This is a genomic window from Brevibacterium sp. K72 (assembly GCF_050562175.1).
GTDB classification, from domain to species: domain Bacteria; phylum Actinomycetota; class Actinomycetes; order Actinomycetales; family Brevibacteriaceae; genus Brevibacterium; species Brevibacterium casei.
The window spans coordinates 1,247,094-1,265,514 of the sequence record NZ_CP191582.1 but is presented as its reverse complement, the minus strand read 5'-3'; the positions used below and the strand labels follow the sequence as shown (position 1 = coordinate 1,265,514).

Here is an 18,421-nt window from a genome sequence, read left to right as displayed (position 1 = left end):
CTCGCAGACACGGAGTCGCAGAGGCCGTACCGCAGACCACGAACCGCCGCAGACTCGGACCCTGACCACACACCACCGCTGACGTCGAACCACCGACACCGAACCACCACCGAACGTGCACCACCCCGCAGTTGAGCACCACCGCTCGAAAGGACCCACCATGACACTCGACAGCACGCTGACCACGCCGGACGACACGGCAGCCCCGGCAGCGTCGGCCGGCAACGACGCCGCCGGCGCACCGACGTCCTCGGCAGCGCCCGCCACCGATGCCCGGGCCACCGAAGCCCCGGCGACCGCACCGGCAGCCACCGCGAACGCCGCCGCGACCCTCTCCGACACCCCCACCGAGAACCTCGCCGAGATCGCCAAGCGCCACCTCGTCATGAACTTCACCCCCGCGGCGAAGTACCGCGACGCCGAGCTGCCGATCTTCGTCCGCGGCGAGCACTGCTCGGTCTTCGACGAGAACGGCACCCGCTTCTTCGACGGCCTCGCCGGTCTCTTCTGCGTCCAGCTCGGCTACACCCACGGCGCCGAGGTCGGCGACGCGGTCCGCGAGCAGATGGCGGCCCTGCCCTACCAGACGACGTGGTCGGTCGCCCATCCCCCGGCCGCTCGGCTCGCGCAGAAGATCGCGTCGCTGGCCCCCGGTGACCTCAACCGCGTCTTCTTCGCCTCCGGCGGCGGCGAGTCGAACGAGGCGGCGATCAAGCTCGCCCGCCAGTACCACATCACCCGCGGCGAGTCCTCGCGGTACAAGTTCCTCGCCCGCCGCGTCGCCTACCACGGCACGAGCTTCGGAGCGATGTCGCTCAACGGCATGACCGACGTCCGCAAGATGTTCGAACCTCTCATGAACGGCGTCCGCCACACCCACAACACGAAGCGCTACCGCCGCCCCGACGCCGAGACGGAGAAGGAGTTCACGGCGTTCCTCCTCGGCGAACTCGAATCCCTCATCGTCCAGGAGGGCGCGGACACGATCGCGGCGATCATCATGGAACCGCTGCAGAACGCCGGCGGCAGCCTCACCCCGCCCACCGGCTACTTCCAGGGCGTGCGCGAACTCTGCGACAAGTACGGCATCCTCCTCATCGCCGACGAGGTCATCACCGGCTACGGCCGCCTGGGCTCGTGGTTCGGCTCCGACCACTACGGCTTCCAGCCGGACATGATCACCTTCGCCAAGGGCATCGCCTCGGCGTACATGCCGCTCGGCGGCCTCATCGCAAGCGACCGCGTCATCGAGACCGTCCTCGACGGCCCGCTCGGCATGTACAACCACGCCCTCACCTACGGCGGGCACCCGGTCGCGTGCGCCGCGGCGCTGAAGAACATCGAGATCATGGAGCGTGAGGGCGTCGTCGAAAACGTCGCCCGGCTCAGCCCGTACCTCGGTGAGAAGCTCGCCGAGGTGGCCGCCCGGCACTCCGCGATCGTCGGGGATCTGCGCGGCGACGGGTTCCACCGCACCTTCGAACTCGTCACCGACCAGGCCGCGAAGCGGTGGACGGATGAGGTCATCGGTGCCGGTGACTTCGTCAACGGGCACCTCAACCCGGCCCTCGCCGAGGTGGGGCTCATCGCCCGTGTCGCCATCGACGCCGAAGGCAATCCGTTGGTCCAGGTCTCGCCGCCGCTGGTGATGACCGCACCCGACATCGACGAACTCGCCGGTCTCCTCGACCGGGCGTTCACCCTGGCCACCGAGCGCGCCGGTCTCTGACCCGGTCCGCATCGAACCCGACCGGGGGTTCGGGTCCCACCCCGAGCACCCGGTCGGGGTCAGCGGAAGGCCAGGGCCACCTCGGCGCCGGACTTCTGCCGATCACCGTGAGAGTCACTCAAAGGAGAGGAACTCATGTCCCACCATTCCCATTCCGAGTCGAAGACGTTCGTACGCTTCGAACAGCAGCACATCATGCCGATCCCCGAGACGGAGCGGACCGGGACGAACTGGTCGATCTTCGCGATCTGGGTCAGCCTCAACATGATGCCGCTGACCGTCGTCACCGGTGCCGTCGCCTCGGGCGCGTACAACCTGCCGGTCGGGTGGAGCATCACCGCGATCCTCATCGGCAACGTCATCGGCGCATTCGGGTCGGCGCTCCACGCCTCGCAGGGCCCGCACCTCGGGATCCCGCAGATGCTCCAGGCCCGGGCGCAGTTCGGGTACATGGGTGCGAGCCTCTTCGCGCTCATCGCCTTCGTCATGTTCATCGGCTTCTTCGCATCCATCCTCATCGTCGCGAAGGACTCGCTGCTCGCGGTCTTCCCCGACTTCGACGGGACGACGGCGATCATCGCCTTCGCAGTCATCGTCGTCGGCCTGTGCGCGGTCGGCTACGACCTGCTGCAGAAGACGATGGTGTGGCTGTCGATCCTCATCGGCGGCACGGTCGCGGTGTCGATGGTGCTCTTCTGGATGCAGCCCGACGTCACCTCGCGCAACGCCGAGGCGGCGTTCAACGCCGAAGGGTTCTTCGCGATGCTCGCGATCGGCATCGTCTGGCAGCTCGCCTACGCCCCGTACGTCTCCGACTACTCGCGGTACCTGCCGCAGAAGACGGGGCCGAAGACGGCGTTCTGGAGCACGTACCTCGGTCTCGTCGTCAGCTCGGTGTTCGTCATGTCCCTCGGCGTCCTGCTCGGGGCGGCGAACCCGGAGAACCCGCTTGCGGCCCTCGGCGAGCACCTCGGCGCCGTCGGCATGGTCGTCCTCATCATCTTCGCGATCAGCTCGGCGCTCATCAACGGGGTGGAGCTCTACTCGGCGGTGATGAATGCGCTCACCGTCATGCAGTCGAACTTCAAGGCGAGGATCACCGCGGGGACGCGCGTGTGGGCGACGATCGTGTGCGGGGCGGGGGCGACGCTCATCGCGATCCTCGGCCAGGGCGACTTCATGGCGACGTTCGAAAGCTTCCTCACGCTGCTGCTCTACGTGCTCATCCCGTGGTCGGCCATCAACCTCGCCGACTACTTCATCGTCCAGAAGGGCGACTACCACGTCGACGATCTCTTCGCCCCCGACGGCGGCCGGTACGGGAAGTGGAACGCGGTCGGGCTCTCGAGCTATGCGATCGGGTTGGCCGCGCAGGTGCCGTTCATGATCACCCCGCTCTTCACCGGGCCACTCGCGGCACCGCTGCAGAACATCGACATCGCGTGGCTCGTCGGCTTCGTCGTCACGGCGATCGTCTACCTCGCACTGTCACGGTCGCGGGCCAGGCGCGGGCGTTCGGATTCTCAGGAGGCTGCGCCAGTGCTTGACGGGGCGTAGGGAGGAGCATAGGAAACAGTCGTCGGAGGTGAACGCCAGCACTTCCTTGGTCGGGCGGGTCGTCTACGCAGACGAGCTGCCCGACCCTTTCAATGCTTGGCTATGAGGCGGAACAGTTTGGCCGCGAACTCAGAGCGCCGTCCATACCAATGGATCCCGGCCGGCAGGCTTCCAAATGCTGGTTGCCTCCTTTCGACCTGCTGCCCATACAGGCCGAACGGTGATTTCTGCTGACGTGTCCACCATTAGCAATGAGCGTAGGATCATCGAAACGAGCCTGATGGGAGATGGTGATGGTACGCCTCAACTGGACACAAGAGGAGATGATTCTCGCTGCTGACTTCGCGGATGATCTCGATTGGCGTTCGGTCAACATGACGACTCCGGGGGTCGCAGAGCTGTCGGATCTGCTACGGAGAGCCGACTATCATCCTGTCCGTTTGAGGGACGCCGACTTCAGATCGACAGGGAGCGTCGGGATGAAGGTCAACAACCTTCGTGCTTGGATCCCGAAAGTCGACCAGGCCGGCCTCCGGAAGTCACCGTCCGAATGGCCGGTTGTCGAGAGCTTTCTGGTCGATAGAGCCGCTATGAAGACCGTCGCGGCCGAGATCCGGAGAAGAATCAACCGGGGAATGTCGCGCTCCGGTGATCATGCGGAGGTAACGCCGGAGACGCTTGAGCGGACCGATCCTGGCGCAGCGCTTGCCGCACAGGAAGGTGGTCTCCGCGCAGTGGTCTCCTACCACCGCGAGAGAGACCCGGAACTCCGTGCCGCCAAGCTCGATCTCATCGCCTCCCAGGGACTGCTGGTCGAATGCGAAGTCTGCACGTTCAACTTCGGGAGTTTCTATGGTGAACTGGGCGAAGACTACATCGAAGTGCATCACTCCACGCCACGGCAGGAGTCCGGCATGACCGCGACGAAACTCCAGGATCTCGTGCTCCTATGCGCGAACTGTCACCGGATGATCCACCGTTCCGGCTGGATCGAAGTCGGAGAACTGAAGGCACGGCTCAAACGTGTCGCCGGCTCATCACCTGGGTAGCGCGATGGGTGCGACGACCAGGCTGACAAGCGTCCCAGTGTGGCCGTGACCTTAGCCCTACCTTTCGCACCCCCTCTGTGCCCTAACACCCCGAAGTCGCCTCGTCCGCGTCCGCCAGCTCCTATTCCATGGGCGTGCTCGCGCTCGTGCGCCTGTATCCAGCAGCGACGTCAATGACTTTCAAACTTCGGGTGATCAACTCGCAGTTCCCAACCAAGACCGCCGCCCGCAAGACCTTAGGATTACTTCATGTCACCCTCCTCTGACTACGTCCACCCCTTCGCGCAGGTCGCGCTGACGAACATCACGCAGGACTACCCGTACGCCTCGCATCATGTCGCGAACAGCCTCGCCGACATCGTGCCGGCGAGTGAGAAGAACCCGGCGTTCGCGAATTCCTTCGACTGGCACTCGAGCGTGCACATGCACTACCTGCTCGTCTCGCTGCTCGACACCGAGGCGGCGCAGGACGCGCCGTGGCGCGATGAGGCGATCGAGCTGCTCCAGTCGCATCTCAGTGAGGCGAAGCTCACCGCCGAGGCATGGTTCCTCCGCGACAACCGCAGCTGGGAGCGTCCGTACGGGTGGGCGTGGGCGGTCGAACTCGCCGAGGCGGTGCGGAACAGCCGTGATCCGCAGCTGCGCGATCTCGCGGCGAATGCGCAGATCCTCGCGGACACGGTCTTCGACCTCACTGCGGAGTGGTTGCCGAAGCTGCCCGAGCCGGTGCGGCACGGGATCCACACGAACACGGCCTTCGGTCTGCGGAAGATCCTCCTCGGTGCCCGAGCGCAGGGGCGGCGGGACGTCGTCGACGTCATCGCGGGTGCGGCGAGGAGGTACTACGCCGAAGACCGAGCGTGGAACTTCACGCAGGAGCGCAGCGGCCACGACTTCCTCTCTCCGGGTCTGTGCGAGGCCGACCTCATGACGGAGCTGCTCACCGAGGACGAGCTCGCCGTCTGGCTGCCCGGCTTCCTCTCGGAGCTCTCACCCGAGTCGCCTGCTCTCACGCCGGTCGAAGTGCTCGATCCCACCGACGGGCATCAGAGCCACCTCTACGGGCTCGGGCTGTCGGTCGCGACCTCGATCATGCGGCTGGCCCCGGACCTCGAGGCGATTGCGGAGAAGACCGGCAACGAGGACCTCGGATTCCTCGCGAAGGGCATGCTCACGCGTGTCGACGCCCTCATGGCACCGGGCCTCGAGGCAGCGGTGTCCGATGAGTACATGTCTTCGCATTGGGTCGCGACCTTTGCGTGGGAGGCACTGCAGCTGCAGGAGAGGTGATCGGCGCTCGGTTCAGCTGCGCTGATAGACCACATCGCCGGCGGAGACCGTCATCTGCACGGTGAGATCGCCGAGGTCGGCCGCAACGACAGCGAAGGGATCACGGTCCAGGACGACGAAGTCCGCTGACTTGCCCACTGCGATGCTCCCGGACACATCGTCGTACCCGTTTGCATAGGCCGCATCGAACGTGTAGGCCCGCAGTGCCTCAGCGACGGTGAGCGCCTCCTCCTTGAGGAGGGGGTCGTTCTGTGCGACATCGTCTTGGCCGTGCGGATCGTGGTGAGGGGCGGTGCGGTTGACGGCGACGTGGAGGCCCCAGATGGGGTCGGGGCTCGAAACGGGCCAGTCGCTGCCGAAGGAGAGCTTCACTCCGGAGTTCCGCATGGACCCGAACACGAAGTGGTTCGCCTGCTGATCGTCGTGGAGGAGCGGAAGTTTGGTGTCGACGAGCACCGAGTCGTTGCGCGCCCAGAGGGGTTGGACATTGGCGATGAGACCGTTGTCCGCCATCCGGGTGAGATCAGTCCGATCGACGATGTCGAGGTGGGCGATCTGATGCCGCCGACCGGGCGCGGGTGCACCATTCTGAGTGAGCGCGTCGACGGCGAGTTCGAGCGCGCGGTCCCCGACGGCATGGATGTGGATGCTGAAGCCGCGCTCTTCGAGACCGCCGACGATCTCGTTGAGTTCCTCGGCTTCGAACATGAGAAGCCCGTGGTCGTGGTCGTGCCCGCGATAGGCACGTTTGAGCGCACCGGTGAGGTTCTCGCAGACGCCGTCGAGCATGATCTTCACGGTGGTCACCTGCAGTCCGCCGACGGCCCTGTCGCTGTCGATCGCCTCGACTTGGTCGCGCCGGTCGCTGATGGTCGCGATCTGATCGGCGAAGGGAACGGTTCGATCCCACCAGAGGGCACCGGTGACTTTGCTCGAGAACTCGCCTCGTCGGGCAAGTGAGACGTACGGAGGGAAGGTGTCGTGGGGTGAGCCGGTGAGGACGCCGACTCCGGCGTCCTGCCAGCCGACGATCCCCAGAGAGTGGAAGTATCGCTGTGCGTCGAGCAGCGCGTGCTCGACGTCGTCGGCCGTCGTCGGTGGAACCAGGGCTGTGACGAGCTCGGCTGCGCTTTCGACCAGCATCCCGGTCGGTTCGCCGTCGGCGTCTCTGACGATTCGGCCGCCATCGGGGTCAGGAGTGTCGCGCGTGATTCCCGCCAGTTCGAGTGCGGCCGTATCTGCCCAGACTCCGTGAGCGTCATGGCTGGTGAACACGGCCGGCCGGTCGCCGACAACCGTGTCGAGATCGCGCCGGTGAGGGAACCCGCCCTCGAAGACGTGGCCGTACCAGCCGGAGCCGATGATCCAGTCCGCCTGCGGTCTCGACTCAGCATAGGTGCGGATTCTCTCCAGGTATGCGTCGAATCCGTGGATGTCGTCGAGGTTGCAGCCCATGAGTCCCATTCCGCCGAGGACCGGGTGCGCATGGGCATCGTGGAACCCGGGGATGAGCGTTCGCCCGTCGAGGTCGACCACCTCGGTGGCCGGGGTCGTGACATCGTCGCAGTCAGCGGCGCCGACTGCGATGATCCGTCCGTTGGCAACGGCGACGGCGGTGGTGCGCGGCACCTCCGGGTCCATCGTGATGATGGGTCCGCCTCGGTATACGCGGTCAGCGGTGGGCAAGGTCGGCTCCTTGGTCGAGTGGTCTGAGTTGTCGTTCTTCATCATGCGGCGCCGAGGCGGCTCAGGGGTGCCCGGTGCGCGAAGAGGAGTACGGCGGTGAGCAGACTGATGAGGGTGAGGAGGAAGAAGAAGCTGACCTCGTCGCTGACGGTGTAGAGCTGGCCCATGAATCCAGAGAGGCTGGCGCCTGCTGCCGTGGTCAGGCCCCAGAGTGCCATCATCTGCGCTGTGAATGCCTGCGGAGAGAGCTGCGAGGCCACTGACATGCCGATCGGCGCGTACATCACCTCAGTCACGCCCATGGCGATCATGCCGACGATGACGGGGATGAGGGGAATCTGACCGGTGAAGATCATCGAGAAGACGGCGAAGAGCCCGAAGGTCGCGGTCATGAGCACGAATCCTAGGCCGAGCTTGGTCACAGTGCTCGTTGTGCGTCGGCCGGGTCGAGTTGCGAGCTTCTGCCCGAGCACGGCGATCACCGGCCCAGCGATGATGCCGGCGATGACTTCGAATGTGCTGATGTAGGCGGCGGGCATCGTGTAGCCGCCGATGTCGAGATCGACGCGGGTGTCCGCGTAGACGGCGAAGGTGGTGAACAGCTGGAGGATCATGGTCCAGAAGATCGTGCCCGTGATGAAGAGCGGAACGAAGGCCTTGACCTTGCGGCGTTCGTCAGGGGTCACGGACTTCGAGCGCAGCATGATGACGAAGTAGGCGACACTAATGACGATGATCGAGCCGAGGACGTAGGAGTTGAGGTTCGCGGTCGTCATCAGGCCGAGGCTGACGAGGACTGCGATGACGGCGATGACGAGGACGGCAAAGCCGATGGCCTTGATTCGGCCAGCTGATCCGATGGGATTGGGGACGATTCTCGCTTCGGCCGGCACGGTGTTGCGCCCGAGGAAGTAACTGATGAGGCCGAAGAGCATACCGACGGCGGCGGCTCCGAAGCCGATGTGGAAGCCGAAGTCGGTCTGCAGGAATCCGGTGACGAGAGGGCCGACGAGTGCGCCGACGAGGATCCCCGTATAGAAGAAGGCATAGCCCGAGTCGCGTCGCGGCGAGTGTTCGCTGTACAGGCGACCGACCATGGCATGAGTGTTGGGCGCGAGCGCCCCGGTGCCGACGGCGATGAGGGCGAGGCCGATGACGAGGCCGGGGAGATCGGGGATGACGGCGAGGCTGATGTGGCCGGACATGATGATGATCCCGCCTGCCATGACCATGGTGCGGGCAGGCACCAGACGGTCGGCGAACCACGCGCCGACGGGCTGTCCGAGGTAGACGGCTCCGCCGTAGGCGCCGGCGATGGCCAGAGCTTCGCCTTCAGAGAGCCCGAGTCCGCCATCAGCCGCCGAGTAGTAGATGTAGTAGGCGAGGATGACCTGGAGGCCGTAGAAGCTGAATCGCTCCCACAACTCGACCGACGAGAGAGTGAAGAGGCCCAACGGCTGTTTGAGGTCGTGGGCTGACCCCGGGATGTAGGTCCAGTCGTTGTGTGAGTCGTCTTGATGCTCGCTGCTGCGGGCAGGAAGACTGGTCTCATCATGACGAACACGAGGAAGCGGCACACGCCTGAGCAGGTCGTGCGCAAGCTCGGACAGGCCGACCGGATGCTGGCCGATGGCGCGGACGTCGCGGCGGTGTGCCGCGAGCTGGGCGTGTCGGAACAGACGTACTACCGGTGGCGCAACCAGTACGGCGGGCTCAAGGCCGACGACGCCAAGCGCCTCAAGGAGCTCGAGAAGCAGAACGCCACCCTCAAGCGTCTGCTCGCTGAAGCAGAGCTGGAGAAGGCGGCGCTGAAGGAGCTGGCAGAGGGAAACTTCTAGGCCCGGGCAGGAGGCGCGCCGCTGTCGCTCACCTCATCGCGAAGATGCGGGTGAGCGAGCGGATGGCGTGCCGGCTGACCGGGCTATCCAGGTCCGCCTACCGGCGCACCCTCAAGGCCGATACCGTCGCCGACCCCGACGCCGCCTTGCGTGAATGGCTGCGCGGTTACGCGAAGAAGCACCCCCGCTGGGGCTACCGGCGCGCGTGCCACGACGCCCGCGGCGAGGGCTGGCAGGTCAACCACAAGAAGATCCAGCGGCTATGGCGCGAGGAAGGCCTACGCGTGCCCCAGCGACGTCGCCGTAAGCGCATCGGCTCCTCGACCACGGACGCCCCCAAGGCGTGCGCCCCGAACGTGGTGTGGGCCATCGACTTCCAGTTCGACGTCGACGAGGCCGGGCGTCCGATCAAAATCGCGTCGATCGTGGACGAGCACACCCGGGTCTGCCTCGGCGGCCTCGTGGAACGCTCCATCACCGCCGACCGTCTCACCGACCATCTCGACGACCTCGTTAAGCTGCACGGACCGCCCGCGGTCCTCAGAAGCGACAACGGGCCCGAGTTCATCAGCCAGGCGATCGCCGACTGGGCCGGCACCCGCACCGGCCTGTCGTACATCCCGCCCGGCTCGCCGTGGCTCAACGGCTACGTCGAGTCGTTCAACTCCCGCCTGCGCGACGAGTGCTTGAACATCAACAGCTTCTACTCACTGCTGCACGCCCAGGTCGTCATCGGCGACTGGAAGGTCGAGTACAACACCGTGCGACGCCACTCGGCGCTGGGCTACCTCACCCCGGCCGACTATGCTCGCCACTGCACCCACGAAATGGAACCCGACGACTCACACAGAGACCGGACCTAACAACGGGGGCGGCCCAGTCGGACTTGCGCGCCCGACGAGCGCCGTCGTCTGCGGGCGCTCCTGTGGCGTCGTTCATCTGAGACTGGGTCATGGCTTCCTCGGCATGCTGGCAGGGCTTGGGCATCCCTGAGACTTAAACCGTGTCTCGAGCTGGCAGCGTCTCTGCCGACCATCTCACGGCCTTGGGTCGAGCCTAGTGACGCCGAATCTCGGGTTCCAATAGCCGTTCCCGATGCTCTCGGTCTGATATTCAGATGACTCGCGGGCACACAGATATGGAGACTCGATCGAGCTCGGCATTCCGCGCTTGAGTGGCGGTGCGCCTGCTGGATGAACGTTTCAGGGTGCCGGAAACAGGACCAAGGGGCGAAGCGATCAGACTGTCGAATCAGGAGCACCCTTTGGTCGTCCAATGGCCTTTGCCGTCGCGCTCGCTCCGACCGTCGGGCACGCCACTGGTTCGTGATGGGCATTGTGTCGTGGCACTGGTCATACGCTTCGCTTCGCAGTTCGAGGAGAACTCTGAGAAGACCGGTTCCGAGGATCTCAGCTTCCTGTCGAGGGCCGTGCTCACGCGGGTCGATGCCCTTATGGCAACGGGACTAATTCACTGAGTCGGGTCCGGGTAAAACCGATGACCTGTCATGACCGACCAGCATCAATCGCGCGACTCTCTGATTCTGGGGCACACAGTCTCAAACACACCCGGATGGTTCGGATCCGGGGAAAAGTGCTCGCTGGGCGGCGTCGGGTGTGATTCCGCGCTCTCACGCCGATAACCCGTTCACGCGAAGCCGCCAACTGGCGATGATGATCGACACCGCCACGTCCGGGTCTTCATGCTCCCAGAACCGAAGGACCTTCCAGCCGGCCTGTTCAAGTCGTTGATCCGTGTCCCAGTCACGGGTCCTGTTTCGTTGGATCTTTTCGCGCCAGAACTCTGCGTTTGTTCTGGGCTGGACGAAATGGTCAGGACAGCCATGCCAGAAGCACCCGTCGACGAATACCGCGATCCGAGCCTTCGTCATAACTATGTCTGCGCGCCGACGCAACTGATTCAGAGGTGCGACATCGACTCGAAAGCGCATTCCACGCCGGTGGAGGGCCGACCGAATGCGCAACTCAGGCTTTGTGTCGCGTCCTCTGTTTGCTGCCATCGTGCGGCGAGCATGTTCTGAGGATGCCCAAGAGTCAATCATGATCCTTCACCGGGACCGAGGCCAGGATCTCAGACGGGACCAGACAATCGCAGACGGCGACACAACCCTCAGTCCCTTCTCGCGCCGATCTCCCGGACTTCCGCGAGAACGTCCTCCAGGAAGCCCGGAACATCCCGTCCACCTAGGACAAGCTGACGATCGAGCAATCTGTTCGAAGTCTCGCAGGAAGTCTCACTGATGAGTGAGCACCCATGGCAGGCAGACAGATTGAGGCTTGACGAGCCCTGCCTGTCACTTGCGATACAAACCGGATCGTTCGAGCACACATCCGCATCATCCAGGGTCGCAAGGATCAGCGGAACGAGCTTCGTTGGATCCCCGAGACGGACCAGCCCTCCCATGGTCCCCTGTGCGTCGCCGGAGGCCGTGTATATCAGGATACCCGCGGTATGGTCTGGCCCACTGGAATCCGCGTATATTCTTTCCTGCAACGACGCGGACGAGTAACCCGATTCATGTGCCAGCCTGCGAATCAGGAGATGCGCGACTGTGTGAAGCGCTATGAAACGCGCCTCAGGAATATTAAGTCGCTGCGCCCACTGCAGTTTGGATCGTCGTTCCAAGAGGATCCTGGCCCTCGCCAGAACCTCCGGTCGTTGCTCCCATTCTGAAAGACGCTTTTCGCTGAACTGGAGGAAGATCCCCTCACCGAACAGTTCGATAGCAGGAAGAGTTCGTCGTCGCCTATCTCTGAGCGACAGATCAGCAGAGATCAACTCGGCATCTGCGTCGTGACGACGGAAGCCTTTGAGCGCCCGTACCTCCCGCACCCGCCGCACCTCTCCCACGGCCTCCAATTTTGACGACAAAGCAGCCGTCACTCCTGATCGTTCGGCAGTCCGCCAGGCATCCACCACAAAGTTGTCTTCGGAGTGATCGCGCCCTGTCGTAGCAAGCTTCTTCTGGAACGCGGCCCATTCGCCGTCTTTGAGGGTTGCAATAGCATCCTCCTGCTGACTGTTCCCAGCAGCTGCCAACCTAAGGACATCCTCGACGTCGGCTCCGACTTCGTCCGCAATCCACCCACCGATCATCTCGGCTTTCGGCCCGGCATTGTCAGCGACAACTCGTTGGAAATCGACGTGGGTACGAATCGAATCGACTAGGGCTACCGACTGAGGTTTGTGTTCCGGGATATCGAGAGCAGAGACCTTCTCGGCGATGTAGTTCCCTGTTGCACCACGCTGGACTGCGACAAGGGGATGATCGCACACTGGAACATCGTGGTCATCCTGCCATGGCTGCACCCCTCTGCAGCGAATGCCGTCGCGGGTCAGCGCGTCCTTTGTCACCAGGTCGGACAAAGGTCTCGACCGCTTGCAAGCGTCACACACAATTCGCAGAGACTTCAGCCCCTCGCCGCTCTTCGCCGAGCGGACGAAACGGATCTCCTTATACGCGCGGCAGAAGCGAACCGCTTCCGTGACCCCTGCGTCATTACCGCGATGAGCCCACATGAACCAGGGTATGTCCTGAATGTGGCTGCCTTTCGTACACACCGCGACATATCGCATCGGAACCAGCAGTCCACCGCAATCACATCTGTTGACCCATTTCCCTCGATTCCTCCCTGTCAGTTGGGACAGCCTTGCGCAGCGCTCACAGAATCTCCATGCAGGAAACCGCCAGTACAACAGTGATGGGGTTTCCCGCCCAGCACGTCCAGAATGGACAGGAGCTTCTCGGAGGACAGTGGGCCCAAGCCGCTCCACCAGTCTGTCGCAGTGGATCTCGGACGAGCTGCGCTCATTCCACCATGATGTGTCCGGGGCTATCAGGGATTCGCCCCGGATATCGACGACTGCGCCGACCCCGAACGGTGTCACCGTTTCGGACAATCTCAGATCATGCTTTATTCGCTGCACCGGAGCCACCTTCAAACGGTTCGTTTACCTCAACTGCGACATTCGGTTCCACGGATCTCATGGAGTCGGCGACGATCCACCCGACTCCGTCTTGACCGAAGCGCTTGAATAGCGCCTTATCGTCGTTCTTCACCCGGTCATAGAGCAGATCCTCGTTCATCTCACGAGCGTCGCGCGCCCGCTGGTCCCATTGCCTGAGCAGATACCATATCCGATCACGGGTGTCCTCGGCTTCGATACGGTCCGAACGTTCGACCAGTTCAATGAATGCTCCCACCAGCTTTTCGACAGAGGATCGCTGGCCCACATCGTCCAGGTCGAACAGCTTCGCGGAATGATTCGACCCCAGACCGGACACGCAATGTCGAAGAAGGGCGACGATTGCTCCCGCAAGTGATCTGTCCCGGGAAGCCAGCGACCACGGCGTGACGCTGGTCGGCTCGACACTGCGATACAGTGCTTCGTGATATCCGCGAAAGGTCTCGAAGTGCGATCGGTCTCTAGCGCGGTTCGAGCGGAACAGTGTCGCCACAACCCCCCGGTAGCGCCCACGTCCGACGCGGCTGGTCGCCTGAATATACTCTGAGGTCGTCTTCGGTTGCCCGACCATGAGCATCAATGCGAGTCGAGGTATGTCGATACCGACTGAAAGCATGTTGGAGGAGAGTACCACGTCGACTGCTTCTTCATCGCCATCGATGCTGCGAAGCAGTTCCCGCAGATCGTTCGGCAGTTCCTCAGGTCCCCGACGACTCGTCAGCTCCAGAACCCGTCCGGCCCGGACTTTGCGAACGCCCAACTCGAGTCGTTCGGCTCGGGGTTCGAGCCGAGCGTTGACGTCGTCCACTACAAGCGTACTGGTCCGGCCGAGCTCTCTGAGGCTGTTGTGGTACATCACCGAAGTCCAATATCCGTCGATATTGGTGCCGGCATCAGGATGCTTCCGAAGGACTTCTGGAATCTCGATCAACGGCGCAGAAGCCGAAACTGTGGCGGACATCTGCGACAGCGCCTGAGGCATCAGACCAAGGTACAGCCGACCTTCGCGGCTCGCCACCGGTCGCGAGAAGAAGTTATTGTCATCGTCCAGCCCTGAAGGTGGGTAGAGCGCGACGGATCGCCCATAGAGTCCCTTGACCTGCTCGTCCGAGGCCCGAATCGTCGCTGTCGACGCGACTATCTTAGGTTTGGGGCCAGCGGCAGACAGCAGTATCTGGATCATTGCGTCGAAGACGGCTACGGTCGTGCCCAATGGGCCGGACAGAAGGTGAAGCTCGTCTTGGATCACTATCGACGGCTGCCGGTACGGGGTGCCGAGACCGAGCAGTCTGCCGGCCTCCGGTTTGAACTGGAGGCGCGCAAACTTGTCGACCGTCGCCAGCAGGATCGTAGGCGGGTCAGAGTAGAGCATCTCATCGACCACGCGAACCGGAATCTCATCTTTGAACTCACACGACGGATTGACACAGTGGATGATCAGGTCTCGCCCCTCGATCCTTATGCCGTACTCGCTCTTGCGAGAGGAGCGATTCTTTGGGATCAGCGCTGTAGCGCACCACGGGCAGCTCTCCATCTGGAACTGGTTTGCCTCCTCGGGCCGAGCAGCCTTGTGCAAACGCTCCAATGCCGCCTTGGCATCATGATGGGTAGCGGGAGTCACCTCGTTTCCGACCCAGAGCCCGATCGAGAACGGGCTCATCTCCATAGCCCGTGGGTCCCCGAACCGCTTCGAGCGACGGAGTAACTCCATCGCACAAATCAACGAAGCTGCACGTTGGAACTGTTGGGAGGTGAGAAGACGAAGCGTATACCGAGTGAGCACTGCGGTGCCGGCTCCGGCCGTCCCATCAACCAATCGTCGCCGAAAGATCTCGATTGCTGCGAGGCCGAGATATGCTTCGGTCTTCCCACCGCCGGTCGGAAACCAGATCAAGTCGACCAGCTCTCGATCTTCGTGTCGATCGTCCACAGTCGATGCCAGGGCGACAAGCAGAAAGCCCAACTGGAATGGACGCCATGCCGGCTCGACCTGGTCACCTCCCCGGTTCAGCGAGGCCTGGCGCATCTGCAGACGCATGGCATTCATCGCCAGTGAGAAAGCAGTCCTGAGCGCCTCGTTCTCGGGTGCTCGCAGCAGGTCCAACGACTTCCGCATCCGACTTGTCGCCTGGACCGAACGTCCCACAATACGCTCGGCCACTTCACGGTCTGATCCGAATTCTGGGACTCGGTCCTGTTGTTCTTCGACCCAGTCGCCGAACGCCCTCACGAACGCGTCTAATGACGCAAGCACCTCCTCCGGCGCGCTGTCCAGCTCTGCAAGCCGGCTGAGTGTGAGCGCATCGGCCTCAGGGCTCCCCTTCTCGAACGCTGTGGTCTCGACATCAGGGACCACGAAATGTGGGACTGGTTCCAATCGGACGTGCCTGCACAGACCATCCGACATGGTCCAGTCGGCGGCCATGCCGTGTCCGACTGCATAGACCTTCCTGTTTCGGAACCGTAGCCGCAGTTCTGCGGATTCCTTATCGACGTCGAACCCTCCACGCGTGTCATACTCGTGAATCGTCCCGTTACCGCCCGGAGTCACGTCCAGGGCGACCTGATACAACATCCTGGCGGCATCACGGCGCCTGTCCCCGGTGGCTTGAGCCAGAACCCTCACGTGAACGGTGACGAGGTACGCCTCTCCGAAAGGTCGCCAGCGAGATCCGATCTCAATCGGGACCTGTCCGACACTCATCTCATAGACCCGATGCCCTGGTCCGAGCTCAAGATCGGTGACAGCAAACGGCTCCCGCCGCCATCGCGGTGGCCCGTCTTCCTCAAGTTCAGAGTATGTCGCACCCCGAATCTCACTTATCACGACCCCGCTGTCTGTGATGAATGAGATTGCTGCCGAGGAGGGTCGCCAGTCCTCAGCGATAGGGACCGCGGCACCGTTCTCCTCGACATCCCCATCGAACGCTGTTGCGCCGTCGACGTCGGCCTCATTGTGTTCGAGTCCGCTCGAGCCGTCGTCCGCAGCATGCGCGACCTCTCTGGGGAACAGCATTCCCACTGCGTACTGTCTGTTCGGAGGGTTGAGAACGACCTCTTCTTCTCCGAGCTCCGGTCCGACGTAGGCAGACTTCAGGTGTTTCAGAATAAGCTCTTGTGCTCGAGTGAGAGTCATCCGTTATCTTTTCCCTGCTGTATGAGTAGCTGGAGCATCCTTCTGTCACTTGTCGAGAGTGCGACGTGCAGGGACACTCTCGCGCGAGTCACGGAAACATAGAAGGCCGCTGTGCCTGCCTCGTCAAGAGATTGAGGCAGCCCGCAGACAATGACATGCTCCGCTTCCAACCCCTTGGAGAACCGGGGACTGGTGACCACGAATCCGTTGACGGACGTCGGAGGTTCGACCGATCGCGGATCGATTATCCAGATCTCGCTTTTGCGCGCCCCCTGCGAAACGAGGTCGGCAGCGATCTGTGTGCCTACCTCGACGCTGGCGGGACCATCGGTCGAGTGCCATTTCACACGTTCGCCTTGGACGATGCCGGGATCTCCGACGTCCGCGCCGAGGTACTCCTGGACGACGTGGACTATCGCACGGGTGTTCCGTACGTTCAGAGACAGATCTACTGTCGCTGCCTCCAAGGCGATCAGCTCTGCTATGTCAGCGTCGAAACCGCCGTCGACTCGTGCCTGATTGTTCGGATCGAGGAACATCCTCCACCGTCCACCGGAACGCCCGCCAGCGATGACTGAGTCAAGTCGGTCCATCGCTTCCGCTGTCATCATGTCCTGAGCTTCGTCGACGAACACAACGTCGTACCGTCCCGCAGCCTCAAGCTGGTCGAAAGGGATCACGTCGATCGCGGACTCACCGAGGTGCGGTGCGAAGTACCCGGCAAGCGACGGAGATATGAAAGTGACGAGCACCGAACGGCCCTGGTCCGCCTCCTGCTTCGCGGCTTCGACCAGTACAAGGGACTTTCCTGTTCCTGCTCCACCCGACACCAACATGCGTTCGTTCCGCGCAAGTCCCGCGAGCACACGAGACTGACCGGTGGTGGCGCGGTTCTGTTCTTCGATCACCGCGCCACGTTGGGCGTCGACGACCGGCATTCGCGTGAACTCGCCGAACAGTCGCGCACGCAGGTCGGACGACCGCGCTACTTTGACACCATGTGGCGCAGTCCTGGATTCTGAAACCAGAGCATCAAGGGTCTCTGTGAGGCGTTGAGCCGTCATTGAATCACGCGCGACCCAGTTGAGAGGCTGCCAATCGACCGAGTCCGGGGGTGCATCGATGTCCGGAGTCACGACAAGAGCTTCGTGGGCATACCAGCCGACCCTCTGTTCTCTGAGTATGTCCGCAAGCGCATACGCTGCTGACCTCGCCTGTTCCATCGGCGAGGTGCGCAGTTTGTGCCAGTCTCCACGGCGATCGATGCTGTACCAGATGCCGTCGTGCCTGCGTACTCCTCCACCCTTGACTTCGACGACGATGACGATCCCGCGCCAGAGAATGACGAAGTCAGCTTCGGCCTGCTGCTTATACGCGTGGGAGCGCAGGCCGACTGAATAGAAGGCGACTGCATCGTCATCCGCATCGACGTCTCGCAGCAGTCGAGCAAACCTACGCTCAGCTTCACTGCGTGATGTCTTCTCGATATCGGCCAACGAGGGCACAAGCATCATCAGTACTGCTCCTTCCACAGCTCTTCGTATTCTTGGTATCCAAGGAAGTCATTCAGCGCCCCCCAGTTGTCTTCGACATCGACGATGAGACACTCTGGGCCGCCCCCGTTGTTAGGTCCGGTCTCTGTGTGAGTCGTCGGGTTCCATTTCGTGGGTGCAGTGGCGAGCATAGTCGGCCGGGGTGAGGTAGCCCAGCGCCGAGTGGCGTCGCACGGTGTTGTACTCGACCTTCCAGTCGCCGATGACGACCTGGGCGTGCAGCAGTGAGTAGAAGCTGTTGATGTTCAAGCACTCGTCGCGCAGGCGGGAGTTGAACGACTCGACGTAGCCGTTGAGCCACGGCGAGCCGGGCGGGATGTACGACAGGCCGGTGCGGGTGCCGGCCCAGTCGGCGATCGCCTGGCTGATGAACTCGGGCCCGTTGTCGCTTCTGAGGACCGCGGGCGGTCCGTGCAGCTTAACGAGGTCGTCGAGATGGTCGGTGAGACGGTCGGCGGTGATGGAGCGTTCCACGAGGCCGCCGAGGCAGACCCGGGTGTGCTCGTCCACGATCGACGCGATTTTGATCGGACGCCCGGCCTCGTCGACGTCGAACTGGAAGTCGATGGCCCACTGGGCTGACCCCGGGATGTAGG

Annotated in this window: 11 protein-coding genes and 1 pseudogene; 5 read left to right on the top strand and 7 right to left on the bottom strand. The window is 63.1% G+C overall.

The window, feature by feature from the left end:
- Positions 1 to 160: 160 nt before the first annotated feature.
- The 4 genes from ACQ1RG_RS05630 (at position 161) to ACQ1RG_RS05615 (ending at position 5,625) form a co-directional block, all read left to right on the top strand.
- Positions 161 to 1,729, top strand: a complete 1,569-nt coding sequence (locus ACQ1RG_RS05630) for an aspartate aminotransferase family protein (RefSeq protein WP_415711538.1) — start codon at positions 161 to 163, stop codon at positions 1,727 to 1,729.
- 135 nt (positions 1,730 to 1,864) lie between these two features.
- A complete protein-coding gene (locus ACQ1RG_RS05625; protein WP_430600651.1) occupies positions 1,865 to 3,286 on the top strand; it encodes a purine-cytosine permease family protein in 1,422 nt (473 codons plus the stop codon).
- A 293-nt stretch (positions 3,287 to 3,579) separates the two neighbouring features.
- Positions 3,580 to 4,335 carry an HNH endonuclease gene (locus tag ACQ1RG_RS05620; protein ID WP_430600650.1) on the top strand — a complete coding sequence of 252 codons (756 nt, stop codon included), beginning with the start codon at positions 3,580 to 3,582 and terminating at the stop codon, positions 4,333 to 4,335.
- A gap of 249 nt (positions 4,336 to 4,584) precedes the next feature.
- Complete coding sequence (locus ACQ1RG_RS05615; protein WP_430600649.1) at positions 4,585 to 5,625, top strand: DUF2891 family protein; 1,041 nt, start codon at positions 4,585 to 4,587, stop codon at positions 5,623 to 5,625.
- 12 nt (positions 5,626 to 5,637) lie between these two features.
- On the opposite strand, the gene ACQ1RG_RS05610 is transcribed toward ACQ1RG_RS05615, so the two are convergent.
- Complete coding sequence (locus tag ACQ1RG_RS05610; protein ID WP_430600648.1) at positions 5,638 to 7,311, bottom strand: amidohydrolase; 1,674 nt, start codon at positions 7,309 to 7,311, stop codon at positions 5,638 to 5,640.
- A gap of 41 nt (positions 7,312 to 7,352) precedes the next feature.
- On the bottom strand, positions 7,353 to 8,735 hold the full coding sequence (locus ACQ1RG_RS05605) for a peptide MFS transporter (protein WP_430600646.1): 1,383 nt from the start codon (positions 8,733 to 8,735) through the stop codon (positions 7,353 to 7,355).
- Positions 8,736 to 8,864: 129 nt separating this feature from the next.
- On the opposite strand from ACQ1RG_RS05605, the gene ACQ1RG_RS05600 reads away from it, so the two are divergent.
- A protein-coding gene (locus tag ACQ1RG_RS05600) for an IS3 family transposase (protein ID WP_100227560.1) occupies positions 8,865 to 10,012 on the top strand; the annotation gives its coding sequence in 2 pieces (ribosomal slippage) (positions 8,865 to 9,135 and positions 9,135 to 10,012; 1,149 coding nt in all).
- 767 nt (positions 10,013 to 10,779) lie between these two features.
- Here ACQ1RG_RS05600 and ACQ1RG_RS05595 read toward each other — a convergent pair.
- The 5 genes and pseudogenes from ACQ1RG_RS05595 to ACQ1RG_RS05575 form a co-directional block, all read right to left on the bottom strand.
- Complete coding sequence (locus ACQ1RG_RS05595; RefSeq protein ID WP_430600861.1) at positions 10,780 to 11,169, bottom strand: very short patch repair endonuclease; 390 nt, start codon at positions 11,167 to 11,169, stop codon at positions 10,780 to 10,782.
- A 110-nt stretch (positions 11,170 to 11,279) separates the two neighbouring features.
- Positions 11,280 to 13,058, bottom strand: coding sequence for a DrmB family protein (gene drmB, locus ACQ1RG_RS05590; RefSeq protein ID WP_430600860.1), 1,779 nt, complete (start codon positions 13,056 to 13,058; stop codon positions 11,280 to 11,282).
- 19 nt (positions 13,059 to 13,077) lie between these two features.
- Positions 13,078 to 16,272 carry a helicase-related protein gene (locus tag ACQ1RG_RS05585; protein ID WP_430600645.1) on the bottom strand — a complete coding sequence of 1,065 codons (3,195 nt, stop codon included), beginning with the start codon at positions 16,270 to 16,272 and terminating at the stop codon, positions 13,078 to 13,080.
- Positions 16,269 to 17,786, bottom strand: a complete 1,518-nt coding sequence (locus ACQ1RG_RS05580; protein ID WP_430600644.1) for an NERD domain-containing protein — start codon at positions 17,784 to 17,786, stop codon at positions 16,269 to 16,271. Before ACQ1RG_RS05580 ends, ACQ1RG_RS05585 begins: the two co-directional genes overlap by 4 nt.
- A gap of 111 nt (positions 17,787 to 17,897) precedes the next feature.
- Positions 17,898 to 18,398 (bottom strand): annotated as a pseudogene (locus ACQ1RG_RS05575) (integrase core domain-containing protein); the annotation flags it as partial.
- Positions 18,399 to 18,421: the final 23 nt, after the last annotated feature.

Excerpts from the sequence above, each read along its gene's own strand:
- ACQ1RG_RS05630 (WP_415711538.1), top strand. The coding sequence starts at position 161 with ATGACACTCGACAGCACGCTGACCACGCCGGACGACACGGCAGCCCCG.
- ACQ1RG_RS05625 (WP_430600651.1), top strand. The coding sequence starts at position 1,865 with ATGTCCCACCATTCCCATTCCGAGTCGAAGACGTTCGTACGCTTCGAA.
- ACQ1RG_RS05620 (WP_430600650.1), top strand. The coding sequence starts at position 3,580 with ATGGTACGCCTCAACTGGACACAAGAGGAGATGATTCTCGCTGCTGAC.
- ACQ1RG_RS05615 (WP_430600649.1), top strand. The coding sequence starts at position 4,585 with ATGTCACCCTCCTCTGACTACGTCCACCCCTTCGCGCAGGTCGCGCTG.
- ACQ1RG_RS05595 (WP_430600861.1), bottom strand. The coding sequence starts at position 11,169 with ATGGCAGCAAACAGAGGACGCGACACAAAGCCTGAGTTGCGCATTCGG.
- ACQ1RG_RS05585 (WP_430600645.1), bottom strand. The coding sequence starts at position 16,272 with ATGACTCTCACTCGAGCACAAGAGCTTATTCTGAAACACCTGAAGTCT.
- ACQ1RG_RS05580 (WP_430600644.1), bottom strand. The coding sequence starts at position 17,786 with ATGATGCTTGTGCCCTCGTTGGCCGATATCGAGAAGACATCACGCAGT.